General features: G+C 39.4%; 15 protein-coding genes. 5 read left to right on the top strand and 10 right to left on the bottom strand.

Translation table 11 applies throughout. From position 1 onward, the window contains the following. Positions 1-411 precede the first annotated feature (411 nt). From MY533_RS05915 to rpoN, 7 genes are all read right to left on the bottom strand, one after another. On the bottom strand, positions 412-2391 hold the full coding sequence (locus MY533_RS05915) for a hydantoinase B/oxoprolinase family protein (RefSeq protein WP_248718360.1): 1980 nt from the start codon (positions 2389-2391) through the stop codon (positions 412-414). A gap of 23 nt (positions 2392-2414) precedes the next feature. Next, complete coding sequence (locus tag MY533_RS05910) at positions 2415-4439, bottom strand: hydantoinase/oxoprolinase family protein (RefSeq protein ID WP_248718359.1); 2025 nt, start codon at positions 4437-4439, stop codon at positions 2415-2417. A 241-nt stretch (positions 4440-4680) separates the two neighbouring features. Continuing rightward, positions 4681-6078 carry an aldehyde dehydrogenase family protein gene (locus MY533_RS05905; protein WP_248718358.1) on the bottom strand — a complete coding sequence of 466 codons (1398 nt, stop codon included), beginning with the start codon at positions 6076-6078 and terminating at the stop codon, positions 4681-4683. A 36-nt stretch (positions 6079-6114) separates the two neighbouring features. Beyond that, positions 6115-7443 carry an aminotransferase family protein gene (locus MY533_RS05900; protein ID WP_248718357.1) on the bottom strand — a complete coding sequence of 443 codons (1329 nt, stop codon included), beginning with the start codon at positions 7441-7443 and terminating at the stop codon, positions 6115-6117. Between the two features lie 556 nt (positions 7444-7999). Further along, complete coding sequence (locus tag MY533_RS05895; RefSeq protein WP_248718356.1) at positions 8000-9646, bottom strand: sigma-54 interaction domain-containing protein; 1647 nt, start codon at positions 9644-9646, stop codon at positions 8000-8002. 149 nt (positions 9647-9795) lie between these two features. Further along, positions 9796-11211, bottom strand: coding sequence for an amino acid permease (locus tag MY533_RS05890; protein WP_248718355.1), 1416 nt, complete (start codon positions 11209-11211; stop codon positions 9796-9798). A gap of 546 nt (positions 11212-11757) precedes the next feature. Further along, positions 11758-13095 (bottom strand): RNA polymerase factor sigma-54, encoded by a 1338-nt coding sequence (rpoN, locus tag MY533_RS05885; protein WP_248718354.1) that lies wholly within the window; start codon positions 13093-13095, stop codon positions 11758-11760. Positions 13096-13528: 433 nt separating this feature from the next. On the opposite strand from rpoN, the gene MY533_RS05880 reads away from it, so the two are divergent. The 5 genes from MY533_RS05880 (at position 13529) to MY533_RS05860 (ending at position 19034) form a co-directional block, all read left to right on the top strand. Then, a complete protein-coding gene (locus MY533_RS05880; RefSeq protein ID WP_248718353.1) occupies positions 13529-14683 on the top strand; it encodes an acyl-CoA dehydrogenase family protein in 1155 nt (384 codons plus the stop codon). Then, positions 14680-15753 (top strand): acyl-CoA dehydrogenase family protein, encoded by a 1074-nt coding sequence (locus MY533_RS05875; RefSeq protein WP_248718352.1) that lies wholly within the window; start codon positions 14680-14682, stop codon positions 15751-15753. The genes MY533_RS05880 and MY533_RS05875 overlap by 4 nt, the downstream gene beginning before the upstream one ends. A 60-nt stretch (positions 15754-15813) precedes the next feature. Beyond that, entirely contained in the window at positions 15814-16620 is an 807-nt protein-coding gene (locus MY533_RS05870) for an enoyl-CoA hydratase/isomerase family protein (protein ID WP_248718351.1), read from the top strand. A 20-nt stretch (positions 16621-16640) separates the two neighbouring features. Beyond that, positions 16641-17783, top strand: a complete 1143-nt coding sequence (locus MY533_RS05865; RefSeq protein WP_248718350.1) for a CaiB/BaiF CoA transferase family protein — start codon at positions 16641-16643, stop codon at positions 17781-17783. A 90-nt stretch (positions 17784-17873) separates the two neighbouring features. Beyond that, entirely contained in the window at positions 17874-19034 is a 1161-nt protein-coding gene (locus MY533_RS05860) for an IclR family transcriptional regulator (RefSeq protein WP_248718349.1), read from the top strand. Positions 19035-20041: 1007 nt separating this feature from the next. Here the strand turns inward: MY533_RS05860 and MY533_RS05855 are convergent. Genes MY533_RS05855 through ribD form a run of 3 tightly spaced genes read right to left on the bottom strand, consistent with a single transcriptional unit; the run spans position 20042 to position 22813 of the window. Further along, positions 20042-20605, bottom strand: coding sequence for a 5' nucleotidase, NT5C type (locus MY533_RS05855; protein WP_248718348.1), 564 nt, complete (start codon positions 20603-20605; stop codon positions 20042-20044). A 16-nt stretch (positions 20606-20621) separates the two neighbouring features. After that, entirely contained in the window at positions 20622-21707 is a 1086-nt protein-coding gene (locus tag MY533_RS05850) for an FAD-dependent monooxygenase (RefSeq protein ID WP_248718347.1), read from the bottom strand. Then, positions 21704-22813 carry a bifunctional diaminohydroxyphosphoribosylaminopyrimidine deaminase/5-amino-6-(5-phosphoribosylamino)uracil reductase RibD gene (ribD, locus tag MY533_RS05845; RefSeq protein ID WP_248718346.1) on the bottom strand — a complete coding sequence of 370 codons (1110 nt, stop codon included), beginning with the start codon at positions 22811-22813 and terminating at the stop codon, positions 21704-21706. Before ribD ends, MY533_RS05850 begins: the two co-directional genes overlap by 4 nt. Between the last annotated feature and the right edge of the window lie 11 nt (positions 22814-22824).

The following is a 22824-nucleotide window of genomic DNA, read 5'->3' as shown; positions in this document are numbered from 1 at the left end:
TCCCTCCCGAAGCATAACTCAATCAAGTATGCTTTTTTCGATATCCTTCAAATTTGCCTACGCAACCAAAATAACATCACTGGTGTAATTTTACACTGATGATGTTATAATTCAACCCATTATTCGTTATCCATGCGATAGTTTTAAACAAGATATGCCTGCTGATTATTTTTGGTTGGGCAGTAGCCATCATCTTTAGTTATTTCCCCTCTTTCATCCTTCGAGTTTATTAAACATAAACTCTTTAACTTTTGATTTTTTAAGTTATGTAGTAGTATTTTTCATCATATACGCATTACTTAATATTAAAAATTGATATACCCTCAATTCCCAGAGAGAGTAGTGTGAACTACTCTCTCTTTTATGATTAAAGTTAGTTGATACATACCCCAATACGCTAGAACGTTATGTCTATCCCCAATATGCCAAAGAACGTTTTTTCATTGCTTCTCGGTATTGCTCTGTGGAAATTGGCAATGCTGTATTTGTTTGATAATCCATAATGACACCATATTTACGAACAACGTCCATTTGATTAATTTCACCTTTGTTATACATCTGCTCAACCTCTATTGGATCTGTTTCTAGCCATCTATGGCGATTTTTTCGAATATAATCGCGTTCTTTTAATGTTGCAGTCATATCAATTTCGAAGGCATCTATATCACGGTCAATTTCATGGATGACTACACCATAATCAAGTTTTGCGCGCTCAAGCGAAACATATTCATCTATTACGTCGTCTAAAACAGCGTTTACATCTCGTGTTAATGGGTCACCTAAACCACCGCCTCCTGCTGAGGGACGTGTAAAGGAATCTCCATTTTTTAACTCGACATTGGAGAAAATCGTGCCTAAAAATTCTTCATCCTCTTTGTTTGGATTTAAAATGGCCCCCTGCGCGATAGAAGGTAGGCCGCCCACAATCCCCCATGTAATGGAGCGAGAGCGATCACAACAATAGGACATCACTGTTTGGTTTACATCCGTTAAAACGCCTCCCTTTTCTACACCACAGCCACCACGGTATTTACCTGGACCAGCTGAATCTATGATTATTTCATGCTTCGTTGTAACAACCGGAGACAAACGCTCTTGCCCCTCGCATGGTTGAACACTCAAACCTACCCCGAAAACCGGTGAAGTAGTATTTGCACCATCACGGTCAATACGTCCACCATGGCCACCAGCCATCCAGTCATACCACATAAAATATTCATTACTATCTCTCCGCTGATCATACCCACCTATTAATAAATACTCTAAATTAAATGAACATGCGATAGCGCGTTCAGGCATAATATTCGACCATAATTCGAAGCAGGCATTCATAATTTTTTCAAACGCGCCTGAACAATAGCCAGAAACAGCTACTGGGCTAGGTGCGTTAACAACTGAGTTTTCGGGTAGGAATATTTTCACAACACGATAAAATCCTGAATTCAGTGGAATCTCTGGGAAAAATGTTTTGGTCCCTGCATAAGTTCCAGAGAGTGCTGAGCCAAAGCCTGCATTTAAAAAACAGCTAATATAAGGATGTGAATCGCTTAAATCATAAGCTATTTCGTTCTCCGTAATGGTCATTTTCACACGAATTGGAATGAGACCATCTCCTACTTGCGGATCCATATCAATATAGTCCACCGTTTCCCACTGTCCTTTTGGTAAAGCTTTAATTTTCGCTCGCATTAATCGCTCTACATAATTTTGAACTTCTTCAAATGCTACTAGCACCGTGTGAATGCCATACTTTTCAATCATTTCTTGGAGCTGCTTCTCTCCAACTTTTGCCGCTTCCACTTGAGACCTTAAATCTCCTAAACGTTCTTCCGGAATGCGCATATTCATGACAATAATCTTCACAACATCTGTTAAATATTGACCTTTACTATAAATACGGACAGGTGGGATACGTAGCCCTTCCCCGTAATGTTCCTTTGCTGTAATATCAAAGGAACCTGGGTTAGAGCCACCAACATCTGCCCAGTGTCCATTTGTTTGCATAAGTGCAATCAGTTTATCATTATGGAACACTGGTAAAATTACACGCACATCACTGAAATGTGTTCCACCACGATAAGGATCATTTACTAAAAATACATCACCTGGATGAATGTCATCAGCGAAATCCTCTAAAACAGCTTTTGCGGTTAAATGTAATGTCCCTACATGTACGGAAATATCTTGCGTTCCCTGCATAACGGTATTCCCCTGTGCATCGCATAATGCACAACTAAAGTCTCGATTATAAATAACAAACGAGTAACATGTACGTAACATTTGTTCAGCCATTTGATCGACTAAATTCACAAAGCCGTTTTTTAACACTTCAAATGTTACTGGGTCTAGATTTTGGACCTTATAATGTGCCACCATTTTCGTTGTACTCATAGCCAATTCCTCCTTATCGCGTATTAGTTCACCGTAATAATAATATTTTTATAGGCATCTACTTCCGCAGTAAACCCTGGTGGAATAACAGTTGTCGTATCTAGCTGATCGATAATGGCTGGACCAGCAAATTGTGTATAAACGGGTATTTTATCGCGATTATATACGTTTGTTTCAATATATTTACCCTCAAAATAAACAGGACGTGTTTCTTTAAAAGCAGCTTCCAACGAGCCTTCAGGAACGTATTGAGGAAAATTAGGCTTTGGTACTGTTCCTATAGCCGTTACACGTAAGCCAAATATTTCTACAGCTTGCTCCTTATCAGAAAATGCAAATTCTCGTTCATGTTCTTGATGGAACGCTTCCAAAATAGCATCTAGGGAAGTGATTTGATCGGATACGAGAACAGCTAGAGATCTCCATTGTCCTTTATAACGAAGATCTATATAATTCGTTAATGAAGCTGTGTTTTCTGCTATTCCTTCCTCTTCTAATAATTCTCTTGCTTCTTCTCGCAATTCACTAAATTGATTTGTCAGTTCCTCTATACTTACTTCATCTAGTTTTTTGACATATGTTTTAGAAATATCATGGCGTACATCTACAAGGAGGCACCCCATTGCCGCTGCTACACCTGGATGCGTAGGGATAATGACTTTTGGAATGTTTAAATCTTTTGCCAAATAGGCACCGTGTAATGGACCTGCACCACCAAAAGCTACAAGCGCAAAATCACGGGGATCATAGCCTCTCCGTACTGATATTAAACGAACTGCATCACTCATATTGGCATTTGCAACTTCTATAATGGCACTTGCCGCTTCTTCAACCGTTTGATCGAATGCATTTGCAATCTTTTCCACTGCCTCTCTAGCTGCCTCTTTATTTAACTGCATAGTGCCATCTAACAAATCGACACCAAGACGTCCTAACACTAAATTTGCATCTGAGTTAGTAGGCTCAATGCCTCCTAGGTCATAGCAAGCAGGACCTGGTACTGCCCCTGCACTTTGTGGTCCATTTCGTAAAGAACCGCCTTCATCTTTCCAGGCGAGGCTCCCCCCACCGGCCCCTATTGTTACTATTTCAATGCTCGGGAAACCAATTGGATAGCCATATTCAATCGACCAATCCTTTGTAATTCGTATTTCTCCCTTATACATCAGTGAAATATCGGTACTTGTACCACCCATATCTAAGCCGATTGCATTGTCAAATCCGCATAACTTCGCGATATGCTTACTGGCAATTGCCCCAGCAGCTATCCCAGAACTTGCTAATCTAGCAGCATAGCGGGGCACTGTACTTGAAGTCATAACACCGCCACCAGAATGTAAAACTAATATTTCATCGTCATAGCCCTTTTTCTGCATTTCAGTGCTTAACTTACTAATGTAATTACTCATAATAGGTCCAAGAACGGCATTGATAATAGTTGTACTCATACGCTCATGCTCAAAAATTTCCGGAAGCACCTCGCTGGAAATACAAACATAGACATCCGGTAATTCCTCTTTTAAAATTCCTTTGACTTTCGCCTCATTTTCCCCGTTCACATAGGCATTGATGAAACAGACAGCAATGGATTCTGTTCCTCGGCGTTTTAATTTTTTTGCTAATACACGAACTTCCTCTTCATCAATGGATTGAAGAATATTTCCTTCATAATCTATTCGTTCTGTCACTTCAAATCGATCACGCCGTTGAATATAAGGCTTCGCAGTATCTTTGTACGTATCCCAAATATCTTCTTTCGTCCCGCGTCGTATTTCGATGACATCTCTAAAGCCCTTTGTCGTAATAAGTGCTGTTTTTGGTAGCTTGCGTTCAATTAACGCATTCGTTCCAACTGTTGTACCATGAGAAAAAATTTTAATATCCTTCCCATTTAGTTCTGCTTTTGCAACTCCATTAAGTATTCCTTGTTCCGGGTTTGAAGGTGTTGACGACGTTTTGGTGACAAATACTTCTCCCGTCTCTTCATTAAAAACAAATACATCCGTAAACGTTCCACCGACATCAATTGCTAAACGACTTTGTGCCATTGCTCTACCTTCTTTCGTTTATAAATTTTAAAAAGGCTAACACGCCTTTGCGGTTGTTCACATCGTGTTACTTTGCTTTCAACAAACATATTTTTGAGTATAAAGTTAATGCCTTAAGAGAATGCCCCAGATTTTTTTATGGTATCGCGATCTATAAAGAAAAATCCGGGTCATTACACCGAGGAATATGTGACAACAATTTTTTTGTTTGCTATCCTAAATTTTTTTCAACATTAACTTTTTACTCACTTTTTGTGCCAATCGTAATTGTTTTATACGTTGTAAAGAACTCTTTCGCTGCCTGCCCCTGCTCACGGGCACCAGTACTTGAGTTTTTCACCCCTCCAAACGGCGCTTGTGGCTCAGCTCCACCTGTTTCATCGTTAACCTGTACAAGTCCAACCTCACTACGGTTAATAAAATCAAATGCTTTCGGAATGTTATTTGTATAAATAGAAGCACTCAATCCAAAATTAGAATCATTCGATAATCGAATCGCTTCTTCATAATCTTTTACTTTGATGACAGCTAAAACTGGTCCAAAAATCTCTTCATGGGCAATCGACATCTCGTGGGTTACATTTGTAAAGATGGTTGGATCAATATAGTATCCTTCTGACATACCTTTTGTAGGGCCTCCGCCAAATATTAACTCTGCTCCCTCAGCTTTTGCTTTCTCGATGGCGGATAATATAGAATCATATTGTCCTTTAGATGACACAGGCCCCATCGTGGTACCAACTTTAATTTTTTTAGCTTCTTCAATGAACTGCTCTACAACCTTGTCATAAACCGCTTCCTCAATATAAACGCGACTAGTTGCTGTACAACGCTGTCCAGTCTGTTTCATCGCACCTTCAATCGTTAATTTTGCAGCTTGCTTAATATTGGCATCAGCTAAAATAATTGCTGCATTTTTCCCGCCAAGTTCAAGCTGAATTTTTTTATTAGTCGATCCAGCAGTATCTAAAATACTTTGCCCCACACTATTTGAACCTGTAAATGTAATCGCTTTCACTTCAGATGCCTCCAATAATACTTGCCCAACCTTTGAACCACGGCCTTGCACGATATTTAACACGTTTTTTGGTAAACCTGCTTGTTGAAATAATTCTCCTATTAATTCACCAGTTAAAGCGCTTTCAATAGAAGGCTTCCAAACAACCGTATTGCCGTACACTAATGCCGGTGCAATTTTCCATAGAGGAATAGCGACAGGGAAATTCCAAGGCGTTATAGCAGCAACGACACCAAGTGGTACTCGCATTGTGTACAATAATTTCGCTTCATTGGCAGAAGGTAACACTTCCCCTGTTGCCCGCATCCCTTCCTGTGCAAAATAACGTAAAATGGAAGCGCCACGCTTCACTTCACCAAGCATTTCATGTTTCGTTTTACCCATTTCACTCGAAGCTATTTCAGCTACTCTATTAATATTTTTCTCAAGTAAGTCTGCTGTCACGCGTAAAATTTCTCCACGCGCAACAGAAGACGTATTTTTCCAACCTTCAAATGCTTCCTGAGCTGCAATGACTACATCTTTCGTTTCATCTATTGTCAAAAGCTCAACTTGGCCTATACATTGAGATGGTTTCGCTGGATTAAACTGTTTTCGTATTTCCCTAACGATAGTTGTCATAAAACCCCTCCTTAAAATAATGATCGCTTCATTGACTTAATCTTTTTCAACAATTGTTTTACGTATATGCTCAAATGTCTCGTCTAAAATACGTAACATTTCATCAAGCTCTACTTTTGATAGAATGAGAGGTGGAGAAAAGACAACTGTATCTTGATCATACGTAACTGTTCGTAAAATCAATCCTCGTTTCATCGTTTCTTGTACAAAAATGGGACTAAGAGGAGACTCAAACAATTCACCCGTCTCACGGCTCTTTACTAATTCAATGGCTCCAAGTAATCCAAGCGTTCGCACGCGTCCGATAAAGCTATATTTTTCTTGTAGTGCTTGGAATCCTTTTAACATGGCATTGCCCATGTTTGCAGCATTTTCAACGAGATTTTCGCGCTCAAGAATTTCTATATTTTTTAATCCAACTTGACAAGCGAGTGCATGGCCGCTGTAAGTATATCCGTGCATTAATGTTCCTTTAGAAAGCTCACATAAATCTTGATGAATTGTTTCGGATATTGCCACACCACCAAGTTGAACATAACCACTCGATACTCCTTTAGCGAATGACATCATATCTGGCACTACCCCGTAATGTTCCATACCAAAAAATTTCCCTGTACGACCAAACCCGGTAATAACTTCATCTGCAATGAATAAAATACCGTACTCATCACAAATTTTTCGCACTTCTTTAAAATAATCTTTTTGTGGAATATTAACCCCACCTGCACCTTGTACTGGTTCAGAAATAAATGCTGCTACAGTCTCAGGGCCTAACGCTTCAATCGTTTCACGTAAATTACGTACGGACTCGCTATATACATAGTGGAAATCAGGTGCGTGCGAATTCGTAAAGTCACGAAATGCCTGTAAGCCTGTCGCATTTGTAGCACCCATTGCGACACCATGGTATGAATGGGTACGTGAAATAATTTTTTGACGCTCTGGCTGTCCTTTTAGTAACCAGTAATGACGTGCTAATTTAATCGCTGTATCGTTCGACTCTGAGCCGCCAGAAGTGAAAAATACAGTGTTTAAGTCTCCAGGAGTTAAAGAAGCAATTTTCGTCGCTAAACGAATAGCCGGTTCATTGCTAAAAGAAGCGAAGCAGGAACTAAATGCTAATGTAGATATTTGCTCCTTCGCCACTTCGGCAATTTCTTTACGACCATGCCCAATATTTACATTCCATAAAGAAGACATCCCATCAATGAAGACATTTCCTTCTATATCTTTTAAATAAATGCCATTGCCCTCTGTAAAAATGGCTGCTGGCCCTTGTGTTTGTTGTTGCTCAATCGACGTTGTTGGATGTAGAAAATGTTTTTGATCTAACGTTTTTAACTCTTCTTTTAGTTGAATTGTCATAAATGCCAACCTCTTTTCGTTTAAAATTTCATACACAATTTTAATAGCAATTCTCATGCCAACTGAAAAAAATTCCTTAAGGCTTTGTAATTTTTTTGACTCATTTCTAAAAGAAAAGGAATTGATATTTATATAAGTCGATTGGAGTGAAGATTGGGCGACTCCTTGGGGATCAGCAATGGAGGAACGCAAGTGAAGCCGCTCATCGGACGCCCCAGGAAGCTTTGCTCTGTGCGAAAGCGTAGTGTAACGTAGCGACAGCAACAAATGTTTTAATCTGTGCGAAAGCGCAGTGTAACGTAGCGGCAGCATCAACAAAGCGCCCAATCGGAACGGAAATCAACCCCACGCCATGAAAAAGCAGCATTTTTTTCTATTAGTTACTTCACAACAAATACAACAAATAAAAAAGAGGCGTTTTCTGTTATGAAAATGCCCCTTTTCAATCTATTAAAATATTAATGATGCCTTTCATCATTTTCCTTGTATGAATCAGTGCGTATTGCAATATTACAGTTTTTTTGCACGAATGAAGTTTTGATGCAAAAATACATCGTTAATCCTCATATGAAATTTGTTTCGTTAATTGGAACTTTTGTATTTTACGTACTAATGTTGACTGATCACATCCAAGTGATTTAGCAGCTTGCCTAATACTTGGATAGGTAGATAGAGCTTCTTTAATAATCTGCTTTTCAAACCCAGCTACTTGCTCCTTTAAAGTACCACTAAACCTCGGAGTTACAACCTGTTCCTGAATACTTTGTATTTCTAGTGGATTTTCTGAATCACGTGTAATAGGTAGGTTACTATCTAGCTCTTGTTGCACAATAAATGCGGTTATTTCTGGCTGCGTTGCTAGTAAGCAAATACGCTCCACCATGTTTTTAAGTTGACGTACATTGCCTGGCCAATCATAAGATTCTAATATTTTCATTGCCGATGACTCAATTGTCCGATGGATCCCATATTTATCTTCAATAATAGCCAAAAAATGGTTGACTAATGGAATGATATCTTGGCGACGTTGTCTTAAAGGAGGAATTTCAATAGGTATAATATTTAAACGATAATATAAATCCTCACGAAAATTACCTTGCCTCACCATCTCCGCTAGATTGCGATTTGTCGCAGCAATAATGCGTACATCGATCGGAATAGGCTTTCCGCTTCCTAGACGCTGTACCTCTGATTCTTGGAGCACACGTAATAATTTCGCCTGTAGTAGCAAGGGCATCTCTCCAATTTCATCTAAAAACACTGTGCCACTTGACGCAATCTCAAATAACCCTGCCTTACCACCTCTTGACGCTCCCGTAAAGGCTCCAGCTTCATAGCCGAAAAGTTCAGATTCTAATAAATTCTCTGGGATTGCACTACAGTTAATCGTTAAAATTTGCTTATCATGACGGCGGCTATTTGCGTGAATAAGCTTTGTTATCTCTTCTTTACCTACGCCCGATTCACCACCAATTAATACAGTAGAATCTACCTCTGCAACTCTCATAACACGTTCTACAACCTGCATCATTGCTGAAGATACAGCGATTAAACTACTTTTTGTGTTTTCTTTATTATGTAAGGCATGTAGTTTATTTTTAAAGTTCTCGTTTTGAACTTCTAATTTTTTTACTTCTTTCTCTAACAGCTTTAATTGTGTCATATCACGAGTAATAGCAACTACATATTGTAATTCGCCGTATTCATCAAATATCGGCTTTCCAGAAACTAAAAAGCATTTGCCATTAATGAACGTCTGCAAAATCGTTACTTTTTCTTTTGATTCAATGACTTTCATCGAAATGGAATCACTCATTAATCCTTCAGCAATGACGTCTTTTGCATATCTCCCCATTAAATCAATGCCCACAATTTCGATATCTATATCATTTTGAAATATAATTTTGCCATCGCTATCACAGACTGTAACGCCATCGGATATGGAGTTTAAAACTTTAACTGACAATGAGTTCATAAAGTCTATATAGCTATACTGCATGGATGGTTTGACATGGAATAAGCGACCTTGTGAAGTCTCTATTACATGAATACAATAGCCTTCCACATCAAAGGTTTCTATTCCTTTACTATATTTTTTTATTATTTTTTCAAGAAGCTCTATTTGAATATCACTTTTAATTATTACCTCATCATTTTTTACAATAAAAAAATGCTCCTCTTTATGTAGTTGAGTTATCGACATCTAGATCACTCCCTCTTGAACGTTAAAGGCTTTTCATACAAAAAAATTCGCTCTTTCTACGAGGCATCTGGAAGCCTAAAAGGTATAAAAGTTTCCTTTGGCTTGATATCTCGCAGGAATAGCGCGAATTTTTTGTATTTTATAGTATTCTACTCTGAGGCTAGCTTTTCCTCTATTTGCTCCGCTGGCCTTGTCGTCAGCTTTCGCATAATCATGAACAACACCACTGAGCCAATTAATACAAATGTACTCAAATAGAATTGTGAACGTAATGATTCGATGAGCGCTTGGCATAAATAGACGACTGTTAAAATACCAATTGTCACATACGATAAATATGGAAATAACCACATTCTAATCGCTAATGGCTCATCAGAAACTTTATCGTAATAACGTCGGAAACGAATTTGTGAAATCGCAATAAAAATATAAACTGCAATCATTAATCCTCCAACGCAATTACCTAAAAAGTAGAAAATAACTTCTGGTGAAATGAAGTATAACATTGCACAAATATAGGCTACTACTGTACTACCAATAACAGCTGGTACAGGCACACCTCGACGATTTTTAATTTGCGAGAATATTTTTGGTGCATCCCCTTGACGCGACATTTCAAGTAGCATACGTGAGCTTGTATAAAGAGCTGAATTTAACACAGAGATTAGTGAAATAAAAATGACGATTTGAATAAGTTGAGCAGCAATTGGAAGCCCTGCCATCGTTAATATATTTGCATAAGGGGCTGCTAATATTTTCGAATCATTCCAAGGGATGATTAAAACCATAATAGCTACTGAGCCTACAAAAAATAACCCTAAACGAAAGACAACGTTGCGAATGGCGCGGACAATATTTCTCGCTGGATTTTCAGACTCTGCTGCCGCAATGGCTGCAACCTCAGCACCACAAATTGAAAATATAACAAAGACAATGGCCGTAAAAATCGGAAGAATGCCATTCGGAGCAAATCCACCGAATTCCGTTAATATTCCTAACCCCTTCGGTTCATAATTTGGCCAAATTCCTAAAATCATAGTTATACCAACAACTAAAAATACAATAATTGCAGTAACTTTAACGAAGGATAGCCAATATTCAAATTCACCAAATGATTTTACTGAATAAATATTAACAATTGTCATCAATAATGTTATGCCTACGCTTCCGAGCCATGTTGGTATCATCGGGAACCAATTATGCAGCATTCCCCCTATGAGTGCCGCTTCTAACCCCACAATAAATACCCAGCTTGCCCAATAAAGCCACCCAACTGTAAACCCTGCCCATGAACCAATATACTTCCCTGCATAAGAAGCAAATGAGCCTAGCTCTGCCGAATCACCTGATTTCTTTCCTAATACTATTTCTCCTGATGCCATTTCCCCAACCATTTGCATGATCAGAACTATAAGCATGCATGCAATCGCATAGGAAATCACCGCCGCAGGACCAGTACTTAAAATATTTTTTCCTGTCCCTACGAAGAGCCCTGTACCAATAACCCCTCCAATGGAGATCATTGTAATATGCCGTGTTTTCAATGATTTTTGCAAAGCCCCCATTAAACCACCCCTTTGTGTTATGTAGACATTTACTAGCCCCTTTCCTCTACTTCAATGTCTATCGTTTAATGAGCAATTTTGATGCCAAATCCATTAAATTATTAAAAATTTCGAATTTTTTAATCTGTACAGCTATTGTTGCTAATATTTTTCTAACCCAGCGATTTTAGCATAGCGTGAAGTTGATTTTCGTTCCGGCTGGGCTCTTTTTGCTGTCGTTTCGCTTTCCCACAAAGCAAAGGTTCCTAGGGGCGTCCGATGAGCCGTTTGGGCCAACAAGATGTTGGTCCGAAGGCGTTATCACAGGACGTGATGGTTTTAGCCTTTGTTCTCCTATGTGCTCGCTCCAGGATCTTCTGGGACGCCGATCCCTAAGGAGTCGCCCAACCTTCCCTCCATGCAATCCATACATAATATACGTTTTAACTTCTTTTTCAGTGATCCCTAAATTTGAGTGATAAGGCATTTTTTTTGCGCCATGTGTTCTCATATGCAATATTACAAATTCGATGCAAAAGTACATCATTAATAGTCCATTTACATCATCTATCCATATACACGATTAAATGAACTCATAATATTCATCTCTTCCCTGTACTTCGCTACTGTCCGTCTGGATATTTGGATACCTTCAGCACTTAAAGTATTTGTAAGCTGTCGATCCGTTAATGGCTGTCGTTTATCCTCTGTTTCAATCAACTGCTTGAGCCGCTTTTTAATATACATAATAGAATCCATCTTTCCAGAAATATTCATAACTCCTTTTGTAAATAACGATTGTAAAGCATATATGCCATGGGCAGTTTTTATATATTTTCCACGTACTGCCCGACTAATCGTTGATACATGTAAACTTAAAATGTCAGCTACATCTTTTAACCGCATAGGCTTTAATGCCTCAATGCCTTTATGAAAAAAATCTTCTTGTAATTCCACTAGCAATCTAGCTAATTCGTACAGTGTTTTATCACGTTGTTCGATCCCTTGTAATAATAAAAGTGCATCTTTCATTGTGGTTTTAAAATAGGTTTTACAGTTAGGATCATTCTTTAGCATTTCAACATAATGTTTATCGATAGTGACGCTTGGTAAATATCCGCGATTTAATTTTATCATCCATTCCTCTCCGAATTTTTCTACTTCGATTTCTGGAATGACATATGGAATCGCTTCAAATTTATCTCCTGTCATCACTGGTTTTAAATTTTTTATATAGTTAACAGTTTTCTTCACGTCATAAAGAGACGTCTTATACTTTTTACTTAATTGTTTAATAGCATGGGCGGCCACTAGCTCTAAATCCTCCTCGATCAAGCGAGAGGCTAATTTCGGTGCTAGCGCATCACTGTCTACCTGAATGAGTAAATACTCCTTATAATTACGTGCCCCTACTCCCATTGGCTCGAAAGTTTGAAGTAAGTCCAATAGCGCCTCTACATGTAAAACATTTGTATTACACTTATTTGCGACGATTTCTACATCAACATCTAAAAATAGACGTTCATCTAAAGATTGAATTAAAAACGTTAAAATTTTTAAATCTACAGTAGATAGATTTTTATGCATAGGTACTTGTTCCAATAAAAACTGCTCATAGCTCTCTTTTGCTGCAAACTTCATCTCAATGGGATTAAACAAATAATGTTGCGGTGCATAATATTGCGCAGAATAACTCTTATCAGAATAACTTGCTAATTGCATAATTTCCTCATATTGCATTTTCACCGTCGCATCAGTGACAACTAACAGTGGATTTTCGTAAGCCTTATTATAAATATACTGTTCTAATTCATTTGTTGAATATTGCAGTATTTCTAAATGCTGTACTAGCTGAGGTGATAACACTTGCATTATTTTTTGGGAAGTTTTGATAGCTATTTGCATACCCCATACCTCCATTACGTAATTTTCTACATAGTAACACGTTTATTCTCTCTTTTTCCATTTTTTCTTCAAATATTTTTTTGGATTATAGCGTAGCCAACATCCTTTTTGCCGAAGAAACTCATCGGATGCACCTAGGAAGCTTTGCTCTGTGCGAAAGCGAAGCGGCAGCTACAAAATGTTTTATCTGTGCGAAAGCGAAGCGGCAGCTACAAAATGTTTTATCTGTGCGAAAGCGAAGCGGCAGCTACAAAGCGCTCGGGCGTAACGAATATCCCCCCACGTTTTGATGATAAACTATGAGCCTCCTTACTCTACATATTAAATTTTCTAATAATTCCAAAAAAGTAATTGACTGCAGTTATAAGTCACCTTAAAATACACATATACAATAACAGTTACCACATTACGGTAAAAAATAAGGAGTGATCAAATGTTTCATGTACCAACTGTGCAATTTACACAAGAACAGGAGCAATTCCGCTTAGATGTGCGAACGTTTCTACAGGATGAATTAGCAAAAGGAACTTTCACGCCTAAATGTGACTCTTGGCTTAGTGGAGATGATCCTGAATTCTCTAAATTAATTGGTCAAAAAGGGTGGATTGGCTTAACTTGGCCTAAAAAATATGGTGGCCAAGAGAGGAGCACTATTGATCGATACATTTTAACGGAAGAATTTTTAGCTGTAGGTGCTCCAGTTGCTGCACATTGGTTTGCTGATCGCCAAACAGGCCCACTTCTTTTACGGTATGGAACAGAAGAGCAGCGAGAATATTTCTTACCGAAAATTGTGAAAGGCGAATGCTACTTCGGCATAGGTTTAAGTGAACCAAATAGTGGATCCGACCTCGCTTCGGTTAGCACACGTGCTGAAAAAGTAGAGGGTGGATGGATTGTCAACGGTCAAAAAATATGGACGAGTAATGCACACCTTTGCCACTATATGGTGACTTTAGTACGGACTAGTCCTTTTGATGGAAAAAGAAAACATGCAGGGCTCAGTCAATTGATTGTTGATTTACATGCGGAAGGTGTAACGGTTGTTCCAATTAAATTTTTAACCGGAGAGCATCATTACAACGAAGTATTCTTTGACAATGTTTTTGTACCTGACAATATGGTTGTAGGGGAAATCGGTAACGGCTGGGCTCAAGGATTAGCAGAGCTTGCCTTTGAGCGCAGTGGTCCAGAGCGAATTTTAAGCACTTTCCCATTAATCGATGAACTTATTCAAGAGTTAAAGCGCCAAAAAAATTTAGAAGGGTTACAGCAAGCGTCTAAAATAATAGCTCGTCTTTGGGGCCTCCGTAATTTGTCAATTGGCGTAGCCCAGCTTTTAGAATCTGGTAATGGTGAAGACGTATCTATTCCTGCAGCACTTGTGAAAGCACTTGGTACGAAATTTGAGCAAAGTATTCCTGAAATTACACGCTTAATCGTACAGACTTATCCTACTCTTGACGCACATCGTAAAATTGATCGCTTTATGGCTGAATCCATTTTACATGCACCAGGTTTCACTATCCGAGGAGGAACTTCAGAGGTACTGTATGGCGTTGTAGCGAAAGGGGTTGTAGCACAATGAGTGAAATGAAAGATATGATTCTTAATGTTGTAGAGCGCATGTTAAAAGAAAAAGTCGATAAAGAGTTAGTCGATACGGTGGAACAAGGTCATTGGGCACCAGAACTATGGGATTTGTTTAAAGAAAACGGTATGTCAGCAGTAGCCATTACAGAAGAAAATGGCGGTGCAGGTGGCGATATAGAGGATTTATTGAATATTGTTCGTTTAACTGGAAAATACGCGGCACCGATCCCATTTGCAGAAACAACTTTTGCAAATTATTTATTAGAGTTTACTAGTTTACAAGTAATTGAAGACTTGGCGACGTATATGCTCTACCCTAACCATGCCTTTACGTTAGAGAATGGCAAATTAACGGGAGAGGCGATCAAAATCCCTTGGGCACGTCATACAAAACGTCTAGTGACACTTGCCTATAGCACGGAAGGTACTCATCTTGTAGAAATAGATTTAAGCCAAGCTGAAATTAAGCTAGGATCAAATTTAGCAGGCGAACCACGTGATACCGTGAAATTCCATCATGCTAAAGTTTCACAAGTATCTGCTGTGTTATCTCCTGATAAGATACACGCTATAACAACACTCAATACTGCTTTTCAATTAGCACTGATGACTGGTGCCGTCGATAAAATAAATGATTTAACTGTTCAATATACGAAAGAACGTGAGCAATTCGGTCGACCGATTCATCGCTTCCAGCTCGTTCAGCAGCATATTGTACATTTAGCAGGGGAAACAGCGATTGCTCTAGCTGCATTTAATAATGTAACGGAAGCACTTCTGAAAAACAATCAAAATAGTGAGGTTGCCTACGCCTGCATTCGTTTCGAAGAAATTATCCAAGCAGTGACAACAATTGCGCATCAAGTACACGCTGCAATTGGTACGACACACGAGCATAGTTTGCATCAATTTACACGCAGACTTTGGTCATGGCGCGACGAAGGGGCTAGCACCTCTTATTGGACTAATTTAGTAGCAACACAGCTACTAAATAGCGGAGATAGTCTATGGGGATATTTAACTTCAAGTAGCGCAAGCTCCCCACTGCTCAAAGTAGAAGGTTAAGGCCAATGACCAACATTAATTTGTGACAAACCACCAATGACATGATAAGGAGTGTTATCAATGACTGATTTACTTTTTGAAGTGCAAGACCATGTTGCTACGATTACATTAAATAGACCTGAGGCGTACAATGCTTTTAGTGATGAGATGATCGCTAAATGGATTGAAGCCCTTGAAACTGTTCGTGATTCAGCGGATATTCGTGTTGTCATCGTCAAGGGTAATGGAAAATCATTCTGCGCTGGAGGGGATATTAAGGCGATGCAAGCTGGGGAAGGATTTTTCCAAAGCGAGGACGATATCTCTTCTACAGGATTAGCACGAAAAAATTCGCTGTGGAAAAAGATTCAGCGTATACCCCTTCTCCTTGAAGAAATTGATAAGCCTGTTATTGCACAGGTTCATGGGTTTGCAATGGGTGCAGGGCTTGATATGGCCTTAATGTGCGATATTCGGATTGCTGCAAAATCTACAAAGATCTCAGAAAGCTATATTAATGTTGCAATCGTGCCAGGCGACGGTGGTGCTTATTACTTACCAAAATTAATCGGCATCGATCAAGCTTTGGACATGTTCTGGACAGCTCGTGTGTTAACTGCCGATGAAGCAAAAGACAAAGGTGTTGTGACATTTGTTATCGAGGACCAAGATCTCGACGAATACACATTGAATTATGCAAAAGAATTAGCAAGTCGTCCAACTACGACATTGCAATTCATTAAGCGTGCTGTTTATCAAAGTCAACGGATGGATTTACGTACTGCCCTTGATTACATTTCTTCACAAATGGCGATTGTCACAGAGCTAGATGATTTTAAAGAGGGTGTAAATGCAGTAGTAGAAAAACGTAAGCCTATTTATAAATGACATGTTTAGGAGGACGAACAATGCAACCTCTTGAAAATATTCGAGTGTTGGATTTATCTCGCGTCTATGCTGCCCCTGCTGGCTCTATGATGTTGGCAGATTTAGGGGCAGAAGTAATTCGCATAGAACATCCAAATGGTTCTGATAGTATGCGGGATTGGGGACCATTTGTAAATGGCCAAAGTACGTATTATTTATGTGCCAATCGCAATAAAAAATCGATCACATTAGATTTAAAGACAATAGAAGACAGAGAAAAATTTAAAGAACTTGTCAAAGATGCTGATGTCGTCCTCGAAAATTTTAAGACAGGTGACATGGCACGAATGGGACTAAGCTATGAGGAATTAAGCAAAGTGAATCCTAGAATCATCTATTGTGCAGTTACAGGATTCGGTCAAACGGGTCCTCTCGCACACGAACCAGGCTTCGATCCAGTAATTCAAGCGATGAGTGGTTTAATGCATGTTACAGGCTCACCTGATGGAGAAGCAACAAAAGTTGGTGTTCCTATTGCAGATATTTTAACCTCTAACTATGTCGTCATTAGTATTTTAGCCGCTTTACGAATGCGTGATCAAACAAATAGAGGGCAATTTATTGACTTAGCTTTATTAGACGTTCAGATGAGTAGCTTAGCGAATGTAGCGAGTGCTTATTTAAATACAGGTTTTATTTCAGAACGTCTCGGTAATCGTCATAATAATGTTGCGCCCTATCAGGTATTTAACTGTGCGGATGGCCCCTTAATGATTTGCGTTGGCACAGATGGACAATTTAAAAAGTTTTGCACGCTGTTGCAACGTGAGGAATGGGCCAATGATCCGCGCTTTTTAACGAATACGATGCGCAAGCAACATGAAGCGGAGCTTGTTCAGATGATTACTGACATTACTATGACAAAAACACGGGATGAATGGATTACCTTATTACAACAATACAAAATTCCAGGTGGACGTGTGAACACAATTGCTGAGGCACTAGCACAACCGCAATTTATGGCACGAGACATGATTGGTGAAATAGAGCACGAACAATATGGGACAATTAGATTCATCAAAAGCCCGTTAAAGTTCTCTGATTTAGATATTGAATATAAATTAGCACCACCGATACTTGGAGAACACACAAACCAATTCCAAAAGTCCTCTCTACAAAAATAAAATTGCGCTATAATAGAAGTACTTTTATGGTTCATCACTGAAAGTTCGGAATGACATTTTATTAAAAAGTATGTCATGTGGATAGGTTGATTGGAGTGGAGACTGGGCGACTCCTTGGGGATCAGCAATAGAGGAACGAAGGCTAAAAGCATCACATTCTGTGATAACGCCTTCGTGACCAACATCGTGCTGCTGTCGCTACGTTGCACTCACGCTTTCGCGCAAAAAACATCTGTTGGCCCGAGACCCTGCAGCGAAGCGAAGCGGCTCATCGGACGCCCCCAGGAAGCTTTGCTCTGTGCGAAAGCGAAGCGACAGCAACAAAGCGCCCAGTCGAAACGGAAATCAACCCCACGTTATGGTGATGGGCCAGTTTTATCTTCATTAATAAATGTTTTTATGGGCAAAAGCATAGCTGCATGTATATCTGAAGATAAATCCTCCGGCGGATGTCGAAGAAAATTTTATTACGTAGGTGACGGGATGAATCAGGAGATTTTTGAAAAAAACTATACAATGTCATCGCTGCACAAAGCTATTAAAGTGTTAAAAGCTTTCTCAAAAGATGAACCAACCCTTTCCCTAACTGAGCTAAGTAAAAAAACAGGGATCAGCATTTCGAGTTTACAGCGCTTCGTTTCTACCTTTGTGTACGAAGGCTTTCTTCACAAAGATGAACGTACAAAGCGCTATCAATTAGGTCATTCACTTCTGTATTTAGGCAATTTAGTAAAAGAAGAATCAAGTCTTATTATTGTCGCAGAACCTATTTTAAAAAAGCTAAACGAAGAAATCGGCGAAAGTGTTTCCATGAATATTATTGATGGATTGGAAAGACGATGTATTTTAAACTTTGATTCAACATATCCGCTTTCAACGAAAATGTTTGTAGGTGACACCTCTCCCCTTTATGCAGGTGCATCATCTAAAATATTGCTCGCATTTATGCCAAATGTTGAAGAATATGTAGAGAATATAAGTCTTGAATGTATCACTGATAATACTATACTTTCAAAAGAGCAGCTGTTAACGGAATTAAAGCAGATCCGTTTACAACGGTTTGCGAAAAGTAATAGCGAACGTGTGCGCGGAGCATGCTCTGTATCTGCACCGATTTTAAATGCTTCCAACCAAATCATTGCATCCGTGTCACTTGTTATACCAGAAGTACGCTATAGTGACTATGATGAAAATTTATTAATTGACACTATTCAAGCTGTTGCATTAGAAATCGAAAAACAATTGTATTGATCGAAACAAAGAATAAACCCGAATAGGTTCACTTTTTAAGTGTCCTCTATTCGGGTTTAGTGCTTTATTTGACTTTTCACAAAAATCGCGGACGACATTTGTAAAAATATGCCTTGAATATAAGTAGTGGAGACTGGGCGACCCCCGGTGAATAGCCATAGAGGAACGCAGGCTAAAAACATCACATCTGTGATAACGCCTTCTACCAAAACATCGGCCCGAGACCTTGCAGCGGAGCAAGTGTTTTCTGTGCGAAAGCGTAGTGTAACGTAGCGGCAGCAACAAGTGTTTTCTGTGCGAAAGCGTAGCGACAGCAACAAATGTTTTCTGTGCGAAAGCGCAGTGTAACGTAGCGGCAGCAACAAATGTTTTCTGTGCGAAAGCGCAGTGTAACGTAGCGGCAGCAACAAATGTTTTCTGTGCGAAAGCGCAGTGTAACGTAGCGGCAGCAACAAATGTTTTCTGTGCGAAAGCGCAGTGTAACGTAGCGGCAGCAACAAATGTTTTCTGTGCGAAAGCGCAGTGTAACGTAGCGGCAGCAACAACTAAGCGCCCAGTCAGAACGGAAGTCATCCCTACATTATGGTGAAGAACTAATTATTTACTAATCTTAAGAAATCATCCCAATAATTTAAGCGTGGTAGTTCAACATGCTTGTTATAGGGAATATAAGTAGTGGAGACTGGGCGACCCCCGGTGAATAGCCATAGAGGAACGCAGGCTAAAAACATCACATCTGTGATAACGCCTTCTACCAAAACATCGGCCCGAGACCTTGCAGCGGAGCAAGTGTTTTCTGTGCGAAAGCGTAGTGTAACGTAGCGACAGCAACAAGTGTTTTCTGTGCGAAAGCGTAGCGACAGCAACAAATGTTTTCTGTGCGAAAGCGCAGTGTAACGTAGCGGCAGCAACAAATGTTTTCTGTGCGAAAGCGCAGTGTAACGTAGCGGCAGCAACAACTAAGCGCCCAGTCAGAACGGAAGTCATCCCTACATTATGGTGAAGAACTAATTATTTACTAATCTTAAGAAATCATCCCAATAATTTAAGCGTGGTAGTTCAACATGCTTGTTATAGGATTGATTTTTTAAAATTACTTTTGTCTTCACATCTTGCAGTGTTTCTAATACAGCTGGTTTATCATCTACATAAACATCTAAAGCTAGCTCTTTGATGATCGCCACTTTCTCAGTATCTTGCATTCCGCAGAAAAAATGACCTTCTGTCATTGGAAATCCTTGTGCTTCCATCCATGCTTGTGTTTGCTCACAATATTGCTTAGGACGGGAAGTAATATAATAAATGTCATGCCCCTGCTGTGCCAAAGCTTGAAGCGTTTCTAGTGCCCCCTCAAAAGAAGGACAATCCGTAAAATAAATTTCCTCTAATGAGCTATTCCACATCGCCGCTCCTTCAGCATCTGTTAATCCAAAAGGTTCGTGAATTTCAACTCTTTGCAAAGCTTGAAATACTTCTAGCGCAACATTTTTATCAAGTTTTTTATTATAGAGCTTAAAGGCATGTGCTCGTAAATCTATGAGTGTGTCATCTATATCAAAGCCAAATTTCATGTTGTTTTTCTTCCCTTCAAGAAGCCTTGTTGATGAAGTTAGTTGCGAATGTTTGCTCTTTTTCAATTTGCATCGCTAATACTTCTTCAATGGCTCGCTCGCGCATTTGTTGAAAATCGTGTACGTTAAAATGAACAAGCGTATTTTTATTTAATAATGACGCAAGACAATCTGCATCCTTGAGTGCACTATTGAGCCCGAATGCTCCAGTTGGTGTCATCGTGTGAACAGCATCGCCTAATAGTGCAAGCCCCTCTGTCCCCCAGCAGTCACAATGACTACTGAATACATCAAGCAAGACAAAATCTTGCCAAGATCTAATATGTTCGTTTACAGTATCAGATAGTTCTGGGAATTGTTCTAAAAGCTGTTGGATAAATGGAGTAAATGCTTTTTTTCTGAGCTGAGGAAAACTCCCTTGTTCAATATTCCAGCCAATTTGAATGAACCCACCTACCTGCGTAAATAAGGATAGCTGCTTCCCACCTATTAATGCCATTTTAATCGATGGTTCCCATCCATGGGGGGCAGGAATTTTCGCCCACAATAAATCAAAGCCATGCTTATGCTTTTGAATCTCAATGTGCGCTTGCTTTCGAATAGTAGAGTAACGGCCGTCAGCACCGATAATTAACTGACTACTAATTTCAATCTTTTCCCCATTTCTTGATGCAACGACACCCGTATATCTGCCCAAAGAATCAACTAAGAGCTTCATTACCTTCGTATTTAAGAAACAAGAAAAGTGAGGAAAACGCTGTGTTTCTTGTAAAATTCCCTTTAATAGATTTGCTTGCGGTACATGAATTCCTAAATGTCCAACAGCTTCAACAGGGAAAATAGTTTTGATTGCTCTACCGTCTGCGTAATATTCAAGTTTTTCCATACGTAATAAACCGAGCGCTTCGACTGCTTCAAAAAGCTGATGACTTTTTAAAACAGCTTCACCCTCCTCATTTAAATGCTCACCGCGAAATGCCTGCCCAAGTGCTGCGTTTTGTTCCAGTAGAATTACGGAAAGACCTTTTTTCGCTAGTAAGTGCGAAAGAAGTGCTCCACCTGGCCCAGCCCCTACGATACAAACATCTGCTTGATAATTCACTTTCCTTCACCTATCTTTGGATAGGCAATAATACGTAAATCTTGCCCGATCTGCTCAAACGAAGCAAACTCTACATCCCATGCTTCATCCATAGTAGATGGATTTGGACCGGCAATCGGTGTCAATGATAAGCGACCACCGAGAATTTTTGGCGCTATATAAATCACATATTTGTTAATAGCGCCTTGCTGTAAAAAGGAAGAGTTGATCGTACTTCCACCCTCTACTAAAATATCCGTAATGCCATATTGATATAGTTTTTCAAGCATATCGTCAACAACAAGGCCCTCAGAGTCATGTCGAACTGGCAATACAGTCACGCCTTTGTCCTCAAATGCTGTTATTTTTTCTTGATCGACATTCTCACTACATACAATAATTGTTTTCGCTTCTTCTACATTCAGAACATTAGCATGGGCTGGTGTACGAAGGGAGCTATCCATAATAATGCGTACTGGATTTTTTCCGTAAGCTTCTTTTAATCTTGTTGTTAAGGATGGATTGTCAGCTAAAACAGTCCCAACACCAACTAAAATACCATCCACCTCATGTCGAATACGGTGAACATCCTCACGCGCTGCCTCACCAGTTACCCACTTGGAATGTCCTGTATGAGCAGCTATTTTTCCATCTAAAGTCATCGCATATTTTGAAATAATAAATGGTCGTTTTGTTAGCATATTGTGAATAAAACGTTCATTTAAACGGCGAGCTTGAGCTTCTAAAACCCCCACCTCTACCTCAATACCCGCATCTCGTAACAGCTGAATACCACGTCCAGCAACAGCAGGATTTGGATCTTGCATAGCTACAACCACTCGACTAACTGCTGATTCCTTCACTAAATTTGCACAAGGAGGTGTTTTTCCGTAATGCGAGCATGGCTCAAGTGTTACATAAAGTGTCGCACCTTTAGCATGTTCTCCAGCCATACGGAATGCATGCACCTCTGCATGTGGTTCCCCTGCTTTTCTGTGTAAACCTGTTCCAACAATTACACCGTCTTTGACGATTACAGCCCCTACTAGTGGATTAGGGTTTGTATTTCCTTTTGCACTAGCGGCTAAATCAAGAGCTAACTGCATATATTTTTCATCTGTTGTCATCTTCGTTCCTC

It is taken from the genome of Lysinibacillus sp. Ag94, assembly GCF_023242215.1.
Lineage (GTDB): Bacteria > Bacillota > Bacilli > Bacillales_A > Planococcaceae > Lysinibacillus.
The sequence above is the reverse complement of the archived record's forward strand: the minus strand, read 5'-3'. Positions and strand labels throughout refer to the sequence as shown.